15 protein-coding genes are annotated in these 18,985 nt (G+C 70.2%); 2 read left to right on the plus strand and 13 right to left on the minus strand.

The window, feature by feature from the left end; translation table 11 throughout:
- Nucleotide 1: 1 nt before the first annotated feature.
- Together AC1PMG_RS17975 and AC1PMG_RS17980 are read left to right on the plus strand one after the other, a co-directional pair.
- Complete coding sequence (locus AC1PMG_RS17975) at nt 2–553, plus strand: metal-dependent hydrolase (RefSeq protein WP_481109742.1); 552 nt, start codon at nt 2–4, stop codon at nt 551–553.
- Nucleotides 550–1,935 carry an FAD-binding oxidoreductase gene (locus AC1PMG_RS17980; RefSeq protein ID WP_481109743.1) on the plus strand — a complete coding sequence of 462 codons (1,386 nt, stop codon included), beginning with the start codon at nt 550–552 and terminating at the stop codon, nt 1,933–1,935. The genes AC1PMG_RS17975 and AC1PMG_RS17980 overlap by 4 nt, the downstream gene beginning before the upstream one ends.
- Before the next feature lie 157 nt (nt 1,936–2,092).
- Here the strand turns inward: AC1PMG_RS17980 and AC1PMG_RS17985 are convergent, their stop codons facing one another.
- The 13 genes from AC1PMG_RS17985 to ribH all read right to left on the minus strand — a co-directional run bounded on the left by AC1PMG_RS17985 (nt 2,093) and on the right by ribH (nt 18,885).
- Nucleotides 2,093–3,064: an IS110 family RNA-guided transposase gene (locus tag AC1PMG_RS17985; RefSeq protein WP_481109034.1), complete on the minus strand. Its 972-nt coding sequence runs from the start codon at nt 3,062–3,064 to the stop codon at nt 2,093–2,095.
- A gap of 438 nt (nt 3,065–3,502) precedes the next feature.
- Nucleotides 3,503–4,003 carry an AAA family ATPase gene (locus AC1PMG_RS17990; RefSeq protein ID WP_481109744.1) on the minus strand — a complete coding sequence of 167 codons (501 nt, stop codon included), beginning with the start codon at nt 4,001–4,003 and terminating at the stop codon, nt 3,503–3,505.
- A 150-nt stretch (nt 4,004–4,153) separates the two neighbouring features.
- Entirely contained in the window at nt 4,154–4,882 is a 729-nt protein-coding gene (locus tag AC1PMG_RS17995) for a response regulator (RefSeq protein WP_017909182.1), read from the minus strand.
- Nucleotides 4,872–7,550, minus strand: coding sequence for an ATP-binding protein (locus AC1PMG_RS18000; RefSeq protein ID WP_481109745.1), 2,679 nt, complete (start codon nt 7,548–7,550; stop codon nt 4,872–4,874). The genes AC1PMG_RS17995 and AC1PMG_RS18000 overlap by 11 nt, the downstream gene beginning before the upstream one ends.
- A gap of 112 nt (nt 7,551–7,662) precedes the next feature.
- Entirely contained in the window at nt 7,663–8,286 is a 624-nt protein-coding gene (kdpC, locus tag AC1PMG_RS18005) for a potassium-transporting ATPase subunit KdpC (RefSeq protein WP_481109746.1), read from the minus strand.
- A gap of 39 nt (nt 8,287–8,325) precedes the next feature.
- The gene (kdpB, locus tag AC1PMG_RS18010; protein WP_481109747.1) at nt 8,326–10,395 is read right to left on the minus strand and encodes a potassium-transporting ATPase subunit KdpB; all 2,070 of its coding nucleotides are present in this window, start codon (nt 10,393–10,395) and stop codon (nt 8,326–8,328) included.
- A gap of 10 nt (nt 10,396–10,405) precedes the next feature.
- Complete coding sequence (gene kdpA / locus AC1PMG_RS18015; protein ID WP_481109748.1) at nt 10,406–12,124, minus strand: potassium-transporting ATPase subunit KdpA; 1,719 nt, start codon at nt 12,122–12,124, stop codon at nt 10,406–10,408.
- Nucleotides 12,125–12,140: 16 nt separating this feature from the next.
- A complete protein-coding gene (locus AC1PMG_RS18020) occupies nt 12,141–12,233 on the minus strand; it encodes a potassium-transporting ATPase subunit F (RefSeq protein WP_010341961.1) in 93 nt (30 codons plus the stop codon).
- Between the two features lie 295 nt (nt 12,234–12,528).
- Nucleotides 12,529–14,043, minus strand: coding sequence for an outer membrane beta-barrel protein (locus tag AC1PMG_RS18025; RefSeq protein WP_481109749.1), 1,515 nt, complete (start codon nt 14,041–14,043; stop codon nt 12,529–12,531).
- Between the two features lie 998 nt (nt 14,044–15,041).
- On the minus strand, nt 15,042–16,625 hold the full coding sequence (locus AC1PMG_RS18030) for a CocE/NonD family hydrolase (protein WP_481109750.1): 1,584 nt from the start codon (nt 16,623–16,625) through the stop codon (nt 15,042–15,044).
- A gap of 242 nt (nt 16,626–16,867) precedes the next feature.
- Nucleotides 16,868–17,833 (minus strand): thiamine-phosphate kinase, encoded by a 966-nt coding sequence (thiL, locus tag AC1PMG_RS18035; protein ID WP_481109751.1) that lies wholly within the window; start codon nt 17,831–17,833, stop codon nt 16,868–16,870.
- A gap of 108 nt (nt 17,834–17,941) precedes the next feature.
- A complete protein-coding gene (gene nusB, locus AC1PMG_RS18040; protein ID WP_342073051.1) occupies nt 17,942–18,421 on the minus strand; it encodes a transcription antitermination factor NusB in 480 nt (159 codons plus the stop codon).
- A complete protein-coding gene (gene ribH / locus AC1PMG_RS18045) occupies nt 18,418–18,885 on the minus strand; it encodes a 6,7-dimethyl-8-ribityllumazine synthase (protein WP_048490538.1) in 468 nt (155 codons plus the stop codon). Before ribH ends, nusB begins: the two co-directional genes overlap by 4 nt.
- Nucleotides 18,886–18,985: the final 100 nt, after the last annotated feature.

Genomic DNA, 18,985 nt, shown 5'->3' on the forward strand with positions numbered 1-18,985 from the left:
GGTGCCCAGCGTCTTCACCCACGCTGCGGTGCCGCTGGCACTGTGGGCCGCCGCCGACCGCGGGCGCATTTCCACCCGCCTGCTCGGCGCCGGCATCGTCGCGGCGATGCTGCCCGACGCCGACGTGCTCGGCTTCGCCCTGCACATCCCCTACGCCGACGCCTTCGGCCATCGCGGCGCCAGCCACTCGCTGTTGTTCGCCGCGGTACTGGGCGTGCTCGGCGCGCTGCTGCACCGGCCCCTGCGCGCCAGCGCGCTGCAGGCGGCCGTCTGGCTGTTCGTCTGCACCGCCTCGCATCCGCTGCTCGATGCGATGACCTCCGGCGGCCTCGGCGTGGCTCTGGCCTGGCCGTGGAGCGAACAGCGCTGGTTCGCGCCGTGGCGGCCGATCCGGGTCTCGCCGTTCGCCAACGGTTTCTTCAGCGCGCGCGGCATGGCCACGCTGTGGTCCGAACTACGCTGGGTGTGGCTGCCGCTGGCGCTGGCCGTGCTCACCTGGAAACTGCTGCAGCCGCCCTCGCCTTCCACTTCGTCGTCGCCACCTTCGCCATGACCACCGCCTTGCCCACCGCGCTCACCGACACCCTTTCCGCCCTGCTCGGCGCCGAGGGCTGGCGCACCGATGCCGACAGCCGCCGCAGCTATGGCGAGGACGATTCGCGGCGCTGGGCGCTGGCCGATGCGGTGGCGCTGCCGCAGACCCGCGAGCAGGTGCAGGCGATCGTGCGCGCCTGCCGCGCGCACCGCGTGCCGCTGGTGGCGCGCGGCGCCGGTACCGGCACCGCGGGCGCCGCGGTGCCGTTCGCCGGCGGCGTGGTGCTGTCGTTCGCGCGCATGAACCGCATCCTGCAGTTGCGCCCGGCCGACCGCTGCGCGGTGGTCGAACCCGGCGTGCTCAACGGCGACCTGCAGCAGGCCTTGGCGCCGCACGGGCTGTTCTGGCCGCCGGATCCGTCCAGTGCGGAGATCTGCAGCGTCGGCGGCAACCTCTCCACCAATGCCGGCGGACCGCGCGCGGTGAAGTACGGCGCCACCCGCGACAACGTGCTCGGCCTGGTCGCGGTGACCGGCACGGGCGAGTTGATCCGCTGCGGCGGCGCCTACACCAAGGACGCCACCGGCTACGACCTGACCCATCTGCTGGTCGGCAGCGAAGGCACCCTGGCGTTGATCGTGGAAGCGACGCTGAAGCTGTCGCCGCGACCGCTGGCGCAGGCCGGCCTGCGCGCGCTGTACCGCGACGCTGCCGCCGCCGCTGCCGCGGTGTCGCGGCTGATGGCGCAGCCGAGCACGCCGACCATGCTCGAGTTCATGGACCGCAGCGCGATCGCGCTGCTGCGCCGCAACGGCAGCGACGTGCCCGAGGCCGGCGCGATGCTGCTGATCGAGGCCGACGGCGACCACGACACCCTGCCCTACACGCTGCAGGCGTTGGGTGCGGCGGCCGAGGGCGACGGCCTGCTGGCGCTGGACGTGGCCGCCGACGGCAGCGCGCGCGACCGCCTGTGGGCCGCGCGCCGCGCGCTGTCGCCGGCGCTGCGCACGATCCGCCCGGGCAAGATCAACGAAGACGTGGTGGTGCCGGTGTCGCGCATCCCCGAGCTGGTCGCCGGCGTGGAAGCGCTGGCCGCCGAGTTCGACCTGCCGATCGTCGCCTTCGGCCATGCCGGCAACGGCAACCTGCACGTCAACATCATGTACGCGCCCGACGACGCCGCCGAAACCGCGCGCGCGCAGGCGGCGCTGCCGCGACTGTTCGCACTGGTGCTGTCGCTGGAAGGCACGCTGTCCGGCGAACACGGCATCGGCGTGGCCAAGCGCGACTACATGGACCAGGCCTTCAATGCCGCGACCCTTGACGCGATGCGCGCGATCAAGCGGGCGCTGGATCCGGATGGGATCCTCAATCCGGGGAAGGTGTTGCCGGAGACTTGATCGGATTCGGGATTCGGGATGACCAGCCTGGCGGCTGTTGAGAGCCGGGAATCGGGAATCGGGAATCGGGAATCGGGAATCGCAACAGCGTCTTTCGCGTGCTGATCCATTGCAACGTCGCCATGCGGCGGTGCCGTCGTAGATACCGTCTTACCCCCTAGCAGGCAAGGCCCCTTTTCGGATCGAACGCCGTGCCCGATTTGAGAACGCCGTAGGCCAGGTGCAGGAGCTTGCGCATGGCGGCGCACACGATCTGCTTGCCGGCTTTGCCGCGTTCGCTCAGCCGCTGTTTCAGCGCCCGGATGATCGGGTTGTGGGTCATGGCCACCAGGGCCGGCATGAACAGGCCCGCGCGCAGGCGGGACGAGCCGGTACGCGAGATGCAGACGTGGCCTTTGCGCTCGCCCGACTCCTGCAGGCACGGATTCAGGCCCGCGAAGGCGGTCACCGCCGAGGCATCGGCGAAGCGCCTCACATCGCCAAGCTCGGCCAGCATCAAGGCCGCGCTGGTGTCGGCAATGCCCTGGATGCTCACCAGCAGCTCGCGCTGCCCACGCAAGGTCGGATCCTGGTCGATATGGTCATCGATGGCCTGCTCGATCTGGGCGATGTGGTGTTGCAGATCGGCCAGATGGACCTGGATCGAGTCCTTCACCTGGGCCGGAGCGACGTCCAGCCGGTTGCGCTCCATCTGCAGCATCTGTTGCAGATCCTGGCGCCGGCGCACCAGCGCTTTAAGCTGCTTGAGCGCCGGCGGATCAGGGGACCAACGGCGTAACTGCTCGCGGTGACGCAGGGCATAGCTGGCGATCAGCTTGGCATCGCTGCGATCGGTCTTGACCCGGCTGAGTTGGCTGCGTGCGTACGCGGCCGTCTGTGCCGGGTTGAGCACGCACACCCGATAGCCTCGTGCGTGGAGGAACTCGGCCAGCGCCTGGTGGTAGGTGCCGGTGGCCTCCATGGCGATCCAGCTATCGGACTGGGCATGCGTCTGCAGCCATGCCTGCAGGGCCTGGAAGCCCTTGGCATCGTTGGACAACTTGGCCTTGGTACGGTGCTTGCCATTGGTCAGCTCGATGGCCACATCGAAACTGCGTTTGGCGACGTCGATGCCGATGACGGGAGACATGCGCGATTCCTCCATCGTGTCAGGGTCATGATCGGCGCTGGGCCCGGTCCTGCCTTGTCGATGCGAGTTCACGCCCGGGGGGGCGGACTCTGGATACCGTTCGGACACCCAAGGGCCAGCATGTGGAGGGCGGAGCCGATCTACGATGCAAGCTCGAAGCTTTAGGAGCGACTGGACCTCCCACACCTCCTCCGATGATCAGTCGGAAGACATGACGCCTGTTTAGGGGCGACATGTCCAGATACAAGGAGCGGCTTTAGCCGCGACGGGCATCACCGGTAAGACCACGGTCGCGGCTGAAGCCGCTCCTACGACGAACCAAGGCGATCGCGGCACACGCAATGGCATTGCGTCCGAGATGCGCTGTCGCTGTCGGCGACCGATGTGTGGCGCGACGGCGATGTGCACCCTGTGCCTGACGCCGCTGCCACGTGGCCTTCACGACAGCCATTCGGCAGGCGTGACCACGCTGACGTGATCGGCACCTTCGGCGAGCGTCGGCGCTTCGAACAGGCTGGCCACGGACTGGATCGCCGCCTCCGGCACCTGTTCGTCCGCTGGCCGCTGCAGATTCCGCGCGAGCGCAACCGGCAACGCGACCTTGATCCAGACGATCTCGATCCTGGCACCGGCCGCTTTCGCGATGGCGACGATCGGCGCGCGGTGCCGGGCACCCGGCAGCGCCGCGTCGAAATAGACGGTCCAGGGCCGCGCCGGTTGCCGCGCGATCCAGGTGGTCTTTCCCGCGCCCTGGAGACCGCACACGATCACGACAGTCCAGGCCACGGCAGGTTCGCACGAACCGGCAAGGATCGTCGTCAGGGCCTCGTGACTTTGCCGCCATGCGGCTTGGCTGCGTTCCGGCGTCCACACGCGACCACGTTCCGTTTGCAGGAAGTGATCCGGGTTGATCACGATGGGATGGGAGCGCACGGTCATCTGTTCTTTCGTTTATCGCGTTCCACCCGCTCCCAGGGCATGCGTTGCCGCCGTAGGAGCGGCTTTAGCCGCGACCGGGGCATTACCGGTGAAGCCATGTCGCGGCTAAAGCCGCTCCTACGCAGATCCAGGCGAGGCCGCCACGACAGATCACGCGGACGGACACTGCACGCCGATGAAGCGCAATCCCACGCCCGGCTCGGTGGCGATGTAGCGCGGGGCCACCGCGCTGTCGCCGAGTTTCTGCCGCAGCTTGCCGACCAGGATGCGCAGGTAGTGCGTGTCGTCCTGGTGGGTGGGGCCCCATAGTTCGCGCAGCAGTTGCGGCTGCGTCACCACGCGGCCGCTGTGCCGCAGCAGCAGGGCGAGCAGCGCGTACTCCTTGCGGCTGAGCGGCAGCGCCTCGCCTTCAAGACGCACTTCGCGCAGGCCCAGGTGGATGTGCAGGTGGCCATCGTCGAACACCGGCTCGGCCTCGCCAGCGACCGGCTGCATGCGCAGCAGCACGCGGATGCGCGCCATCAGTTCCTGCACGCCGAACGGCTTGGTCACGTAGTCGTTGGCGCCGGCGTCCAGCGCCTGCACCTTCTCGTCCTCGCCGGCCCGCACCGTCAGCATGATCACCGGCACCGACGACCATTGCCGCAGTTCGCGCAGCACGCTGTGCCCGTCCTGGTCGGGCAGGCCGATGTCCAGCACCACCAGTTCGGCGCCGTGCGCGGCCAGCTGCGCCAGGCCGGCAGCGCCGGTGTCGGCCTGCAGCACGCGGTAGCCCTGCGCGCGCAGGCTGATGTCGAGGAAACGGCGGATCTGCGGCTCGTCGTCGATGACCAGCACGCGCGGCGGCGGAATCGGATCGGCGTGGGACTCAGTCGGCATCGGGGCGGGACGGCGGCGCGGCGGGTTCGATGAGCGGCAGGGTAATGCGGATCGTGGTGCCGCGGCCATCGGGGCCGGGCAGCGCCTCGACGCTGCCGCCGTGCGCGCCGATCATGCCCTGGCAGATGGTCAGGCCCAGTCCGGTGCCGTGGCGGCCGCGGTCGCCGCGCTCGACGCTGTAGAACATGTCGAAGATGCGCGCGCGCTCGTCCTCGGGAATGCCCGGGCCGCGGTCGCTGATGTCGATGCGCAGGCGGCCCTCGACCATGCCCGCGGCCACGCGGATCGCCGCGTCCGCCGGCGAGAACTTGGCCGCGTTCTCCAGCACGTTGAAAATCGCCTGCTCGACCAGCGCCGGGTGCACCCACAGCGTCGGCAGGTCCGCGGCCAGGGCGATGTCCAGGCGCACCTGCGGCTGGTAGCGCTGCAGGCGCCGCGCGGCCGAGCCGATCAGTTCGTCCACGCCGATCCAGTCGCGGTTCAAGGTCAGCCCGGTGTGGCCGAGCCGGGTCATGTCCAGCAGGTTCTGGATGTAGCGGTCCAGGCGTTCGCCTTCCAGTTGGATCGTCTCGAGCAGGCTGCGGCGGTCGTCCGCATCCATCGCCTTGCCGTAGCTGGACAGGCTGCTGGCCGCCCCGATCATCGCCGCCAGCGGCGAGCGCAGGTCGTGCGAGACCGAGGACAGCAGGGCCGAGCGCAGCCGCTCGGTCTCGCCGCTGACCCGCGCGCTCTCCAGGTCGGCGACCAGCCGCGTGCGCAGCGCGGCCTGGCCGATGTCCTCGACCATCGCCTCGGCCAGGCGCTGCTGCTCCAGGCCCGGGCGCTGCACGCCGGCGCCGAAGCGCAACCCGACCACGCCGATGGTGCCGCGCTCGTGGCGCACCGGCAGGAACCACCAGCTCGCGCCGGCCAGCGTATCGGTGAAGCGACCGGTGGCCTGGCCGTGGCGCTGCGCCCAGTCGGCGGCGCTGCGGTCCACCGCGGCCATCGTCGGCGCGTAGTCGTCGGTGCCGTCATGCGCGCGCTCCAGCGGCTGCAGGCGCAGCCAGGCCTCGGCGTCGAGGGTGCCGGCGAGCGCGCGGCGCCCGGCCTCCAGCACCTGGCCGAGGTCGGCGGCGCTGGTCAGTTCGCGGCCCAGCCGCTGCAGTGCGGTGGTCTGCGCATTGACCGCGCGCAGCGCCAGCACCTGCATGCGCAGGCGCGAGGCCAGGCGTCCGGCGACCAGGGCGGCGACCAGGAACAGCAGCACCGTGACCACGCCCTGGCGCGCGCCGATCTGGAAGGTGAAACGCGGCTCGATGAAGAAGAAGTTGTAGCTGAAGAAGCTCAGCAGCGCCGCCAGCACCGCCGCGGTCATCCGCGTCTTCGACGCGACCATCACCACCGCGACGATGAACACCATCGACAGGTCGTCGATGCCGACCCAACTTTCGGCGATCCAGGCGACCACCACCGCCAGCGCCGAGGCCACCGTGGCGAACAGCAGGTCGTCGCGCGACAGCCAGTGCGCGGGGCTGCGCCAGCGCCGCCGCGCCCGCGCGCGCGCTTCCGGCGAACTGATGATCACCAGCTCGTAGTGCGCACCGCGTTGCAGCAGCTGCTGGGTCAGGGTGCGGTTGATCATGCGCGCCAGCGGGCGCTCGCGGGTGCGGCCCAGCACCAGCGTGGACACGCCGCTGCGCGCGGCATGGTCGAGCAAGGTGTCGGCGACGTTGGCGCCGTGCAGCAGCGCGGCCTCGCCGCCGAGCCGGCGCGCCAGCGCGAACGCGCGGTCGATCTCCAGTTGCCAGTCGGCCTCCGGCTGCGCCTGGGTCTGCACGGTGACCACCGTCCACGGCGCGCCGCGGCGCTCGGCCAGGCGCCGCGCCACCCGCACCAGGTAGTCGGACTGGCCGCGCCCGTCGATCGCCACCATCACCGTGCGCCGCAGCGCCACGCTGGTGCGGCCCTGCGCGGCCTGCACGTCGCGCAGATCGTTGTCGACGCGGTCGGCGGCGGTCTGCATCGCCAGCTCGCGCAGCGCGGCCAGGTTGGACGGCGAAAAGAACGCCTGCAACGCCTGCCCGGCCTGCTCGGGCAGGTAGACCTTGCCCTGCTGCAGGCGTTCGATCAGTTCGCGCGGCGGCAGGTCGACCAGCACGATGTCGCGCAAGCGGTCGAAGATCGCATCGGGCACGGTCTCGCTGACGCGCACGCCGGTGATGCGGTGGACCACGTCGTTGAGGCTTTCCAGGTGCTGGATGTTGACCGTGCTGTAGACGTCGATGCCGGCGTCGAGCAGTTCCTGCACGTCCTGCCAGCGCCGCTCGTGGCGGCTGCCCGGTGCGTTGCGATGGGCCAGTTCGTCCACCAGCACCAGCGGCGGGCGCATTGCCAGCAGCGCATCCAGGTCCATCTCGTCCAGCGTGCGGCCGCGGTACTCCAGGCGCCGCCGCGGCTGCACGGTGAGGCCTTCCAGCAGCGCCGCGGTCTCGGCGCGGCCGTGGGTCTCGACCACGCCGACCACCAGGTTGCTGCCTTGCTGCTGCAACTGCCGCGCACGCGACAGCATCGCGTAGGTCTTGCCGACCCCCGGCGCCGCGCCGAGGAACACGGTCAGGCGCCCGCCGCGCTCGCGCTGCAGTTCGCCGATCAGGGCATCGGCCTGTTGGGTGCGGGGGTCTGACATGGAAAGTGGCGGATGAGGTGAGGGTGCAGGTCGGGACCCGGGACCCGGGACCCGGGACCCGGGACCCGCGAAAGCGTAACAGCGCCGCTCCGATCTACCGCTGTTGCGGTTGCTATTGCTTTTCCCGGGCCCCGGGTCCCGGGTCCCGAGTCCCGGCCTCATCCAAGGCCAGATTCAGCGCCAACACATTCACCCGCGGCGCGCCGAGCACGCCGAACTGGCGCGGCTGGGTCTGCGCGGCGACCAGGGCGGCGACGCTCTGCGGCGGCAGGCCGCGCGCGGCGGCGACGCGCGCCACCTGAAGTTGCGCCGCGTCCACGCTGATGTCCGGGTCCATGCCGCTGCCGGACTGGGTGATCAGATCGTCCGGCACCTGCGCGGGGTCGATGCCTTCGCGCGCGGCCACGGCCTGGCGGGTGTCGTCCAGACGCTTGCGCAGGTCGGGGTTGCTACGCGCCTGGTTGCTGCCGGCCGCCGACATCGGATCGTACTTGGCGCCTGACGGACGCGGCTGGAAATAGCCGGCGGCGGCGAACGGCTGCGCCACCAGCGCCGAGCCGACCACGCGGCCATCGTGCGTGCGCAGGCTGCCGTTGGCCTGCTCGGGGAACAGCGCGCCGGCCAGCACGGTGGCCAGCAACGAGTACAGCGCCGCGGACGCGAGCACCAGCAGCGGCAGCACCAGCACGGCGCGCCAGCGCATCGGTTCGCGGAGGGAAACGGAAGACACGGTCATGGAGGTAATTCCGAAAGAGCGTGAGAATCGGCGCTGGGGTCAGCCCAGCGCCACCAGCAGCAGGTCGATGACCTTGATCCCGACGAACGGCAGCAGCACGCCGCCCACGCCGTAGATCAGCATGTTCCGGCGCAGCAGCGAGGTCGCCGAGGACGGGGTGAAGCGCACGCCGCGCAGGGCAAGCGGGATCAGTGCCGGGATCACCAGCGCGTTGAAGATCAGCGCCGCGAGCACCGCGTTGGTCGGGCTGGACAGGCGCATCACGTTCAGCGCGGCCATCTGCGGGATCGAGGCGGCGAACAGCGCCGGCAGGATCGCGAAGTACTTGGACACGTCGTTGGCCAGCGAAAAGGTGGTCAGCGCGCCGCGGGTGATCAGCTGCTGCTTGCCCACTTCCACCACCGCCAGCAGCTTGGCCGGATCCGAATCCAGATCGACCATGTTGCCGGCCTCCTTGGCCGCCTGGGTGCCGGAGTTCATCGCCAGGCCGACGTCGGCCTGGGCCAGCGCCGGCGCGTCGTTGGTGCCGTCGCCGACCATCGCCACCAGGCGTCCGCCGGCCTGCTCCTGGCGGATGCGCGCCAGCTTGTCCTCGGGCGTGGCTTCGGCGATGTAGTCGTCGACGCCGGCCTCGGCGGCGATGGCCGCCGCGGTGAGCGGGTTGTCGCCGGTGATCATCACCGTCTTGACGCCCATCGCGCGCAGCCGCGCGAACTTCTCGCGCACGCCGTGCTTGACCACGTCCGACAGCTCGACCACGCCCAGCACGTGCCGGCCCTCGGCCACCACCAGCGGCGTGGCGCCGCTGCGTGCGACCTGCTCGACGCGGCTCTTCAGCTCCGCCGGCACCTGCCCGCCCAGCGCGGTGACATGGCGGATCAGCGCATCGGCGGCGCCCTTGCGGATCGACCGCGGCGGCTGCATGCCGTTGGCCGGCAGGTCGACGCCGGACATGCGCGTCTGCGCGGTGAAGGCGACGAACTCGGCGCCCGCCGGATCGGCCGGCGGCAGGCCCTGCTCGCGCGCCAGGCGCACGATCGACTTGCCTTCCGGGGTCGGGTCGGCCAGCGACGACAGCATCGCCGCCTCGCGCAGCTGCGCCACGTCCACGCCGCTGAGCGCATGGAACACGGTGGCCTGGCGGTCGCCGTGGGTGATGGTGCCGGTCTTGTCCAGCAGCAGCACGTCGACGTCGCCGGCCACTTCCACCGCCTTGCCCGACTTGGCCAGCACGTTGGCCGACAGCGCGCGGTTCATGCCGGCGATGCCGATCGCCGGCAGCAACCCGCCGATGGTGGTCGGGATCAAGCACACCAGCAGCGCGATCAGCAGCAGCGGATCCACGTGCACGCCGACGAAGCCGGCGATCGCCGGCAGCGAGGCGACCACGATCAGGAAGGTCAGGGTCATCGCCGCCAGCAGCATGGTCAGCGCGATCTCGTTCGGCGTCTTCTGCCGGTTGGCGCCTTCCACCAGCGCGATCATCCTGTCCAGGAAACTGTGGCCGGGCTCGGCGGTGACCTTCACCAGGATCTCATCGGACAACACCTTGGTGCCGCCGATGACGCCGGAGCGATCGGTGCCGGCCTCGCGCAGCACCGGCGCGGATTCGCCGGTGACCGCGGCCTCGTTGATCGTGGCCAGGCCGTGCACGATCTCGCCATCGGCCGGGATCAGCTCGCCGGCCGACACCACCACCAGGTCGCCCGGGCGCAGTTCGGCGGCGGGCACGCTGGTCTCGCCGTCCAGCCGCACGCTGGCGACCCGGCGCGCCACCAGGTCCTTGCGCGCACGCCGCAGCGAGGCGGCCTGGCCGCGGCCGCGGGCCTCCGCCACCGCTTCGGCGAAATTGCCGAACAGCACGGTGACCAGCAGGATCGCGGTCACCGCCCAGCCGAAGCCGGCCGGGCCCTGGCCGGACACGGTGATCAGCGCCGACAGCAGCGTGCCGGCGAACACCACGGCCATCACCGGACTGCCCAGCAGGTGCCGCGGCGACAGCTTCAGCACGCTGTCGCGCAAGGCCGCGCGCAGCGCCGCGGCATCGAACAGCCCAGGCCGGCGCGCCGGCGAAGAGGCCACGGAAGTAGAAGGAAGCGGGGTGCTCATCGTCGTCGTCTCAGTGCGCGGCCAGGGTCAGGTGATCGGCGATCGGTCCCAACACCAAGGCCGGCGTGAATTGCAGAACGGTCAGGACCGCGATGACCGCGATCAGGGTCAGCGCGAAGGTCGGGGTTTCCACCTGCAGGCTGCCGCCGGTTTCCGGCGCCGCCCGCTTGCGCGCCAGTTGCGCGGCCACGATCAGCGGCACGATCAGCGCCGGATAGCGGCCCAGCAGCAGCACCACGGTGCAGCTCAGGTTCCACCACGGAATGCCGTCGCCCAGCCCCTCGAAGCCGGAGCCGTTGTTGGCGAAGGCCGAGGTGTACTCGTAGAACACCTGGCTGATGCCGTGGAAGCCGGGATTGGAGGTCGCCGAGATCGATGCCGGCAGGGCCAGGGTGATCGCGGTGAAGCCGAGCAGCACCAGCGGCTGCAGCAGGATCAGCAGCGCCAGCAGGCGCACCTCCGGCGCCTCGATCTTGCGTCCGAACAACTCCGGGGTGCGCCCGGTCATCAAGCCGGCCAGGAACACGCTCAGCAGCAGATACACCAGGAACTGCTGCAGGCCGCAACCGATGCCGCCCCAGATCGCGTTGATCAGCATGTTGACCATCGCCACGCCACCGGTCAGCGGCGCCAGCGAATCGTGCATGGCGTTGACCGAACCGTTGGAGGTCTGCGTGGTCAGCGACGACCAGGCCGCCGAGGCATCGACGCCGAAGCGCACCTCCTTGCCTTCCATCAGCGCGGCACTGCCGGGCGCGTGGCCTTCGGCCCACAGCGACACCGCGGTGGACGCCAGCGACATCACCAGCATGCTGCCGAACACCAGCGCGGTGAACTTGCGGCGCCCGGTGAACGGGCCGACCATGAACGCCACCGCCACCGGGATCAGCACGATGCCCAACATCTCCAGCAGGTTGGAGAACGGCGTGGGATTTTCCAGCGCCATCGCGCTGTTGGGGCCGTACCAGCCGCCGCCGTTGGTGCCGAGCTGCTTGATCGCCACCATCGCCGCGACCGGGCCGAGCGGGATCTTCTGCGTCTGCTGGCCGGCGCTGGCGTCCAGCGGCGTGGCGACCGGACCGGCCGCCAGCGTCGAAGGCACGCCCTGTTGGGTCAGCAGCAGCGTCCACAGCAGGCACAGCGGCAGCAGGAAACGCAGGGTCGGACGGATCACGTCGGCCCAGTAGTTGCCGAGATCGACCTCCTGCGCCGTCTCGCCGCCGCTCGCGGCCGCCTTGCGCGCCACATCCTGGCCACGCCCACCGAACAGGCCGCGCAGCGTCGCCGCGACCAGCGCCAGGCCCATCATCGGGGTGATGAACTGCAGGCCGACCACGCCCACCGCCTGCGACAGGTACGACAGCTGCGCCTGGCCCGAGTAGTGCTGCTGATTGGTGTTGGTCAGGAACGAGACCATGGTGTGCAGGGCCACGTCCCAGCGCATGTTGGGCACCGCATCCGGATTGAACGGCAGCCAGGCCTGGGTCACGAACAGCGCGAACACCAGCACGCCCAGTACCAGGTTGCTGGCCAGGAACGCGCCGGCATAGGCGCGCCAGTGCATGCCGCGCGCCGGGTCGGTGCCGAGCAGGCGGTACAGCGGGCGTTCGATCCAGCCGAACAGCGCGTCGCCGCGCATCGGCGCCCCGCGCATCACCTTGGCCAGGTACAGGCCCAGCGGCCATCCCAGCAGCAGCGCGAGCGCATAGACAAGCAATGTATCGATCATGGAAGTGGCACTCGGCTCAGAAATCTTCGGGGCGCAGGATCACGTACAGCAGGTAACCGGCCGCGACGATCACCGCCACGCCGCAAACGAACGAAAGCCAACCGCTCATGGTCTCAACTCCGAAACAAAGGGACGGCCCGCCGCACGGCAGGCCGCAATCGCGTGGGAACACCGCCGCCGTACGCGGCCTGCGCACGGAGGCAGAAGGGAAGCGCAACATGGCGACGCACGCCGGGTCGGACAGGCCTTCTGGCCCAGGCCGGCATTATCGAAGCCGTCGCCATAAACTCTCCGTGGCGAAGCCGCGCGGCACGCATAAATTCTGCGTAAAACCGCGCGACGCAGGCGCGTGCGCCACGTCTGCCGGCGCCTCGCCGCCGCCTGCACGGCAGCGCGCGACGACCTCAGTAATGCAGGATCGCGTCGATCAACGCCGTCGCCTGGTGGTTGCGGCGCCCGCCGTCGTAGGCGGCGAAGTCGTAGGCGTGCTCGTAGCGCAGCTCCGGGCGGATCTCCAGGTCCTGCGACACCCAGTGGGTCAGGCCGATGGTGTGGCTGGAGTAGCGCGTGGCGAACCCGGTGCGCTGGCCGTCGTGGTCGTTCACGAACTCGTTGCGGATCGCCAGCATGTCCGAGGCGCCGAGCTGGATGTTGACGTAGTTGACGATGGCGTCGGCGGTGCTGCGCCCCAGCGGGAAGTCCGGCGCCTCGCCCAGCGCATAGCCCGGGCGCCCGGTCGGCGCGTGCGACTGCGACGGATCGGTGGCCAGCGCCTGGTCGCGCACGTAGATATGGTAGGCCTCGGTGAGCATATGCACCTTCGGCGAGAAGCGGTGGCCCCAGGTCAGCACGAACTCCTGCAGGTTGTTGTAGGTCTGCGCGGCGTTGTTGTACGACTCCACGCAGGGATACAGCATGTCGTCGTTGCTCCTGGAGACCCAGCGCAGGCAGGCCTGCCCGCTCGGGCGGCTGGTCGCGTCCCAGATCGCCGAATCGTCGCCGCCATGCACGCCGAGCTGCAGCGTCCACTGGTCGTTGAGCTTGGTGGTGGTGAGGATGCCCATGTTGGTATAGGCATCGACCGTGTACAGGATCGAATGGGTCAGCAGGTAGTTGTTCGGCGAGAACTGCGCTTCGATGTCCGGCAGGGACAGGTAGCGGCCGACCGTGACCAGCATGCCCTGCGCCACCGACGGCAGGTACAGGTCCACGTGCGCGATCATCGGATCGTTGCCGTAGATCTTGCCGTTGAGCGCGCTGTTGGACTGCGGATGGTGCAGCAGCTGGTCGCTGGTGACGCCCTTCATCGTGGTGTAGTGGTAGTCGTAGCCGTACAGGTCGTCCAGGTGGAAGCCCCAGTCGACATGGTCGGTCTGCACCGTGTCCGGCACGCGCTGCAGGCGGATCAGCGCCTGGTTGAACTCGCCGCGATTGGGCCGCGTGGAGTAGGACAGCGGATAGTTGCTGCGCGAGGACGTGCTGGCGTTGAGCGAGGGATTGATCCAGCCGTACAGCTCGATGCGGTTGCGCTGCATCCACTGCCCCACGCGCGTGCACGCCAACGCCTTCTCGACCGGGTACTGCGCGTTCTCGTTGGGCACGCCGACCGGGTAGTCCACCGCGCCGAGCTGCCATTCGGCCGACGGGAACGGCGGCGAGGAGAACGGCGACGCCAGGCCGCGACGCGCCGGCGTCGGCGCATCGGGATCGGCCGGTTGCGCATCCTCGCGATAGGCCGAGGCCAGGCGCGAGAAAAAGCCATTGGAACAGTCGGCGCTGCGCGCCGGCGGCGGCGTGGCGGCTTGCTGCGCCGCTGTCGGCATCGCATCGGAAACCGGCGCCGCCAAGTCAGCGGCAGCGGCGGGGCCAGCGCACAGCACGGCCACGGACAGGAACAGGGGGTGGAGCTTCATGGACATCGGGTTCTCGGCTCGCAAGGAGCCGTCCTTCTTTGGGTGGAGGGAGGCAACGACAGCGCGACGCGTTACGCGCACGCGCGATCGCTGGCGATGCGCTCGGCGGCGCATCGCGGCAAGGGCGTTGGAATACGGCGCCGCGGCGGCGGCGTCAGCGGGTCAATGCGCTTGCAGCGAACGCGCGCGACTGTGTGGGGGTGGATGCTGCAACGCGCTGCAGCAACCATGGAGGCGTCGCGCCGCGCGCGGCGTGTCGCGTCGCCTGGTACGGAGGCCAGATTGTTGCGCCGTCGCCGGATGCGATACGCCGCGTCCGTACACGCCCGTTGCGGGCAGCGACACGCTCAAGATTGCAGCCATCGATTCCACGCAAACACCCCTGTCGTCAGCGCGAAAAGTATAGGAATCGCCGAATATCTTCGTTGCAAAGCGCGCGCCGGTTCGAATAAAAGCTGCGTAAATTCGCGCGCGAAATGGAAGTGGCGTGCGCGCTATGTGGCGATGCGTGGTGCCGTACCCTCATCCGCCCCTGCGGGGCACCTTCTCCCGATGGGAGAAGGGAAAGGCCAAAGCCCCTCTCCCATCGGGAGAGGGGTTGGGGTGATGGTCCGGCAAGCGAAGCGCTGTGCTGATCCAACTACACAAGGCTGCGCCCGCACCCTCATCCGCCCCTGCGGGGCACCTTCTCCCGAGGGGAGAAGGGAGAGGCCAAAGCCCCTCTCCCATCGGGAGAGGGGTTGGGGTGAGGGTCCGGCAAGCGAAGCGCTGCGCTGATCCAACTGCACGAGGCTGCGCCCGTACCCTCATCCGCCCCTGCGGGACACCTTCTCCCGGAGGGAGAAGGGAGAGGCCAAAGCCCCTCTCCCGCCGGGAGAGGGGTTGGGGTGAGGGTCCGGCAAGCGAAGCGCTGCGCTGATCCAATTGCATGAGGCTGCGCCCGTACCCTCATCCGCCCCTTCGGGGCACCTTCTCCCGGGGGAGAAGGGAAACGCCGCACTACCTCAATGCAGCGGCACGCTAAGGAACGACGGCGTCGCCGCCGGCGAGCTGAAGCTCACGGTGCCGCCGAAACGGCTGGCCGAGGTGTAGCGCGGATCGGTGGTGTCCACCACCAGCACCAGGCGGCGGCCGGCCGGGATCTCGACCGCGGTCGCCTGCAGCGCCAGGTCGAGCGTCACTGGCGTGCCCGGGGTCGCGTTGCGCAGGGTGTACGGCACATGGCTCAGCAACTGCGCCGAACCCGCGCCGTCCATGCTGTAGAGATAGGCGAACAGCGACACGTTGGACTGGCTCGGGGTCACGGTCAGCCGCAGCGACGGCGCGCCGGCCAAGCGCTTGTCGCTGGACAGCACCGGGCCGCTCCACACCGCGGCGCCGGCGCGGCTGACCAGCGGGATCGAGGTGGTCACCGGCTGGCCGAAGCCCTGCAGCAGGCCACTGACCATCACCACGCCGGAATCGGCCAGGGTCGGCACGCCGGTGGCGATGCGGTAGTTCCAGCCGCTGCTGTTGCCGCTGGTCAGCGATCCGGTCGGCAACAACAGGCCGCTGGGGCCGGTCAGGCCGTAGCGGGTGGCGCCGGCCTGGACGCTGTTCCAATCGGCATAACTGAGCCAGGTGCCGCCGAGGGTCGACAGCTGCACCGGCGCTTCACGGTCCACGCCGTTGTCGCGGCCCTTCAGGTAGCGGTCGAACCAGCGCGTGGCCTCGGTATACACCTGGTTCGGCAGGCCCAGGGCGCCCGGCAGTTCGGCAGTGGCGTGGTCGCCCTGGCTGAACATCAGATGCTTGGGCACGCTGAGCCGGTTGTAGAGGTTGATGTACTGGTTCGGCGGGAACAGGCCGTCGTTGAACGCATTGGCCAGCAGCACCGCCGGGCCGTTGCGGTTGAGCGCCTGCACCTCGTTGATCACTCCGCGTTCGGCCGCCTTGGGCAGGAAGCCCTGCACCGCGCCGTCGTAGTCGCCCACCGCCACGTGCGCGGTGATCTGCGCCAGGTCCGGACCGGGCCGGCCGGTGGCGACACCGGCGGCGACCAGCAGTCCCACACCCTGCTGGCTCACGGTGCTGTTGGCGTACAGCGAGGCCTGCAGGTCGGCCCAGCCGCTGAGCGCGGCCACCGCCTTGATGCGTGGGTCGCGCGCGGCGGCGAGCAGGCTGGTGCCGGCGCCGTAGGAGATGCCCGAGACGCCGATCGCCTTGGCGTCGGCCGGGGTGTTGGCCAGCGCCCAGTCGATCACCGCGCTGACGTCCTCCACCGTCGGTGCCCCGGCGATGTCGATCAGCCCCTGCGAATCCCAGAAGCCGCGCGAGGTGTAGCTGACCACCACGTAGCCGTCGTTGGCCAGTTCGCTGGCGCGGCCCACGTATTCCAGGTTTGGCAGCGACCAGCTGGCCGGCATCACCACCAGCGGGAACGGTCCTGGTCCCTGCCCTTGCGGCACCAGCACGAGCGCACCGAGCTTGGTGCCGTCGAAACTGGGAATGCTCTGGTACTGCTTGCTGAAGCCGGCCGCGGCCGCGGCGGCGGAGAACACCAGCAGCATCGCGCCGAGGGCGATGCGACGTGACACGGACATACGCATGGACTGCCTCCCAAGCGGCGCCGGACCGGAATGGCCGGCTGCCGGAACGGTACTGCCAGAACGGTGACAAGGGCTCGACACGGGGCCGGGCAGGCGGACCGTACCACCGGGTACGGGCGATATTCACGCCGCAGTGCGGCACGGTATGGAAGGGCGATTGGAAGGGGCGGTCGACGCTGGCGGGCGCCCCACACAGAATGGCCCCGTGGCCGGCGACCGGCGCGCGCTTCAGGCCGCGCGGGTCAACTCAGAAAATGCTGGTAGCCGCTTCGCGGCGGCTGCCACCGCTGGCCGTCGGCATCGCGCACCGCGATGCCATTGCCGGCGACGATGCGCCCGATCGGCGTCGCCGTCACGCCGAGCGCGTGCACGATCGCCGCGCGCTGCGCCGGGGCGGCGGTGAAGCACAGCTCGTAGTCGTCGCCGCCGCCCAGTTGCCAGGCGTGCACCTGCGCAGGGTCCGCGTCGGCCGGGGCCGCGACCGCCGGCAGCGCGGCCAGCTCGAGTTCGGCGCCGACGCCGCTGCGCGCGCAGATGTGCTCCAGGTCGGCCAGCAGGCCGTCGGAGACGTCCACGCAGGCCCGCGCCAGGCCGCGCAGGCACAGGCCCATTTGGACCCGCGGCGTCGGCCGCAGCAGGCGTTGGCGCAGGCGTTCGTGCACGGGATCGGCGGCCGGCGCGGTCACGTCCAGCCGGCCGGCCTGCCACAGCGCCAGCGCCGCGGCCGCCTCGCCCGGCTGGCCGGTCACCCAGACCTCGTCGCCCGGCTGCGCGGCATCGCGGCGCAGCGCCATCGTCGCCGGCACGCTGCCGATCGCGGTCACCGACAAGGCCAGCGGCCCGCGCGTGGTGTCGCCGCCGGCCAGGCCGATGCCGTGCGCATCGGCCAGGGCGAAGAAACCCTCGGCGAACGCATCGACCCAGCCCATGTCGACCTGCGGCAGCGACAGCGACAAGGTGCACCAGCGCGGCTGCGCCCCCATCGCCGCCAGGTCCGACAGATTCACCGCCAGCGTCTTCCAGCCGATGTCGGCGGCCGCGGTTTCGGCCGGGAAATGCACCCCGGCATTGAGCGTATCGGTGGTGATCGCCAGCAACTCCCCCGGCGGCGGCAGCAGCAACGCTGCGTCGTCACCGATGCCCAGCGGCAGGTCGTCCCGCGCCCGACTGCGTGCGCGCAGGCGCTCGATCAGATCGAATTCGGGCATTGGGGGGCCGGGAGTGGGGATTCGGGAGTGGGGATTGGCAAAAGCGCGTCCGCGGACGGGAATGCCGCTCTTGCGAATCCCCAATCCCGAATGCCCAATCCCGCGCCGTCAGGCGCCGCCGCCACCCGACTCCACCGCGCGCCATTCAAGCGCGGCGCGGTCCAGGACGCCGTTGACGTAGGTGTGGCCGTGTTCGGAGCCGAAGCGCTTGGCGGTCTCGATGGCTTCGTTGATCACCACGCGGTACGGCACGTCCATGCGGTGCAGCAGTTCGTAGGCGGCCAGGCGCAGCACCGCGCGCTCGATCGCGTCCACTTCCTCGACCGTGCGGTCCAGGTAGCCGACCAGTGCCGCGTCCAGTTCGGCGCGGTGCTTGAGCACGCCTTCGACCAGGTTCTCGAAGTACACCAGGTCGGCGATCTCGTGCGCCTGCTCGTGCGCGAACTGCGCGATCACGTGCTGGGCGTTGCCGCCGGAAATCTGCCAGGCGTAGATCGCCTGCAGCGCACGCCGGCGCGCGCGCGAACGCAGGACCGGATCGACGCCGTCGCGGCGTGGGTGGTGCTTGTGGCCAGCGGGTTTGTTCACGGCAGCAGCTCCAGCAGGTTGACCATCTCCAGCGCGCTCAGCGCCGCTTCCTCGCCCTTGTTGCCATGGCTGCCGCCGGCACGCGCCTCGGCGTCCTCGACCTGCTCCACGGCGAGCACGCCGTTGAGCACCGGGATGCGGAAATCCAGCGACACCCGCAGCAGGCCCTCGGCGCAGCCGTCGGCGACGTGTTCGTAGTGGCGGGTGTCGCCACGGATCACACAGCCCAGCGCGATGATCGCGGCATGCTTGCCGGCCGCGGCCAGGCGGGCGGCGACCAGGGGCAGCTCCCACGCGCCCGGCACCCGGATCACGTCCACCGCGTCCTCGGCGATGCCGTTGCCGGCCAGGCTCTGCCGCGCACCGGCGACCAGCACGTCGGTGATACGGGCGTTCCAGCGGCTGGCGATGATCGCGAAACGCGCCGACTCGGGAGTGCGGAGGTCGCCTTCGTAATGGGACATGGCGGTGGCAGCTTGAGGGGGTGGGAGAGTTTAGCAGGCAGGGAGGCCGGGACCCGGGCGAGCGAGAACAACCGCTCGCCCAGAGCGGATCCGGCGCCGG

This window comes from Xanthomonas sp. NCPPB 2250 (genome assembly GCF_056725265.1).

Bases quoted from the DNA above. Each gene is read 5' to 3' on its own strand.
- AC1PMG_RS17980 (WP_481109743.1), top strand. From the start codon at position 550: ATGACCACCGCCTTGCCCACCGCGCTCACCGACACCCTTTCCGCCCTG.
- AC1PMG_RS17985 (WP_481109034.1), bottom strand. From the start codon at position 3,064: ATGTCTCCCGTCATCGGCATCGACGTCGCCAAACGCAGTTTCGATGTG.
- AC1PMG_RS17990 (WP_481109744.1), bottom strand. From the start codon at position 4,003: ATGACCGTGCGCTCCCATCCCATCGTGATCAACCCGGATCACTTCCTG.
- AC1PMG_RS17995 (WP_017909182.1), bottom strand. From the start codon at position 4,882: ATGCCGACTGAGTCCCACGCCGATCCGATTCCGCCGCCGCGCGTGCTG.
- AC1PMG_RS18000 (WP_481109745.1), bottom strand. From the start codon at position 7,550: ATGTCAGACCCCCGCACCCAACAGGCCGATGCCCTGATCGGCGAACTG.
- kdpC (WP_481109746.1), bottom strand. From the start codon at position 8,286: ATGACCGTGTCTTCCGTTTCCCTCCGCGAACCGATGCGCTGGCGCGCC.
- kdpB (WP_481109747.1), bottom strand. From the start codon at position 10,395: ATGAGCACCCCGCTTCCTTCTACTTCCGTGGCCTCTTCGCCGGCGCGC.
- kdpA (WP_481109748.1), bottom strand. From the start codon at position 12,124: ATGATCGATACATTGCTTGTCTATGCGCTCGCGCTGCTGCTGGGATGG.
- AC1PMG_RS18020 (WP_010341961.1), bottom strand. From the start codon at position 12,233: ATGAGCGGTTGGCTTTCGTTCGTTTGCGGCGTGGCGGTGATCGTCGCG.
- AC1PMG_RS18025 (WP_481109749.1), bottom strand. From the start codon at position 14,043: ATGTCCATGAAGCTCCACCCCCTGTTCCTGTCCGTGGCCGTGCTGTGC.
- AC1PMG_RS18030 (WP_481109750.1), bottom strand. From the start codon at position 16,625: ATGCGTATGTCCGTGTCACGTCGCATCGCCCTCGGCGCGATGCTGCTG.
- thiL (WP_481109751.1), bottom strand. From the start codon at position 17,833: ATGCCCGAATTCGATCTGATCGAGCGCCTGCGCGCACGCAGTCGGGCG.
- ribH (WP_048490538.1), bottom strand. From the start codon at position 18,885: ATGTCCCATTACGAAGGCGACCTCCGCACTCCCGAGTCGGCGCGTTTC.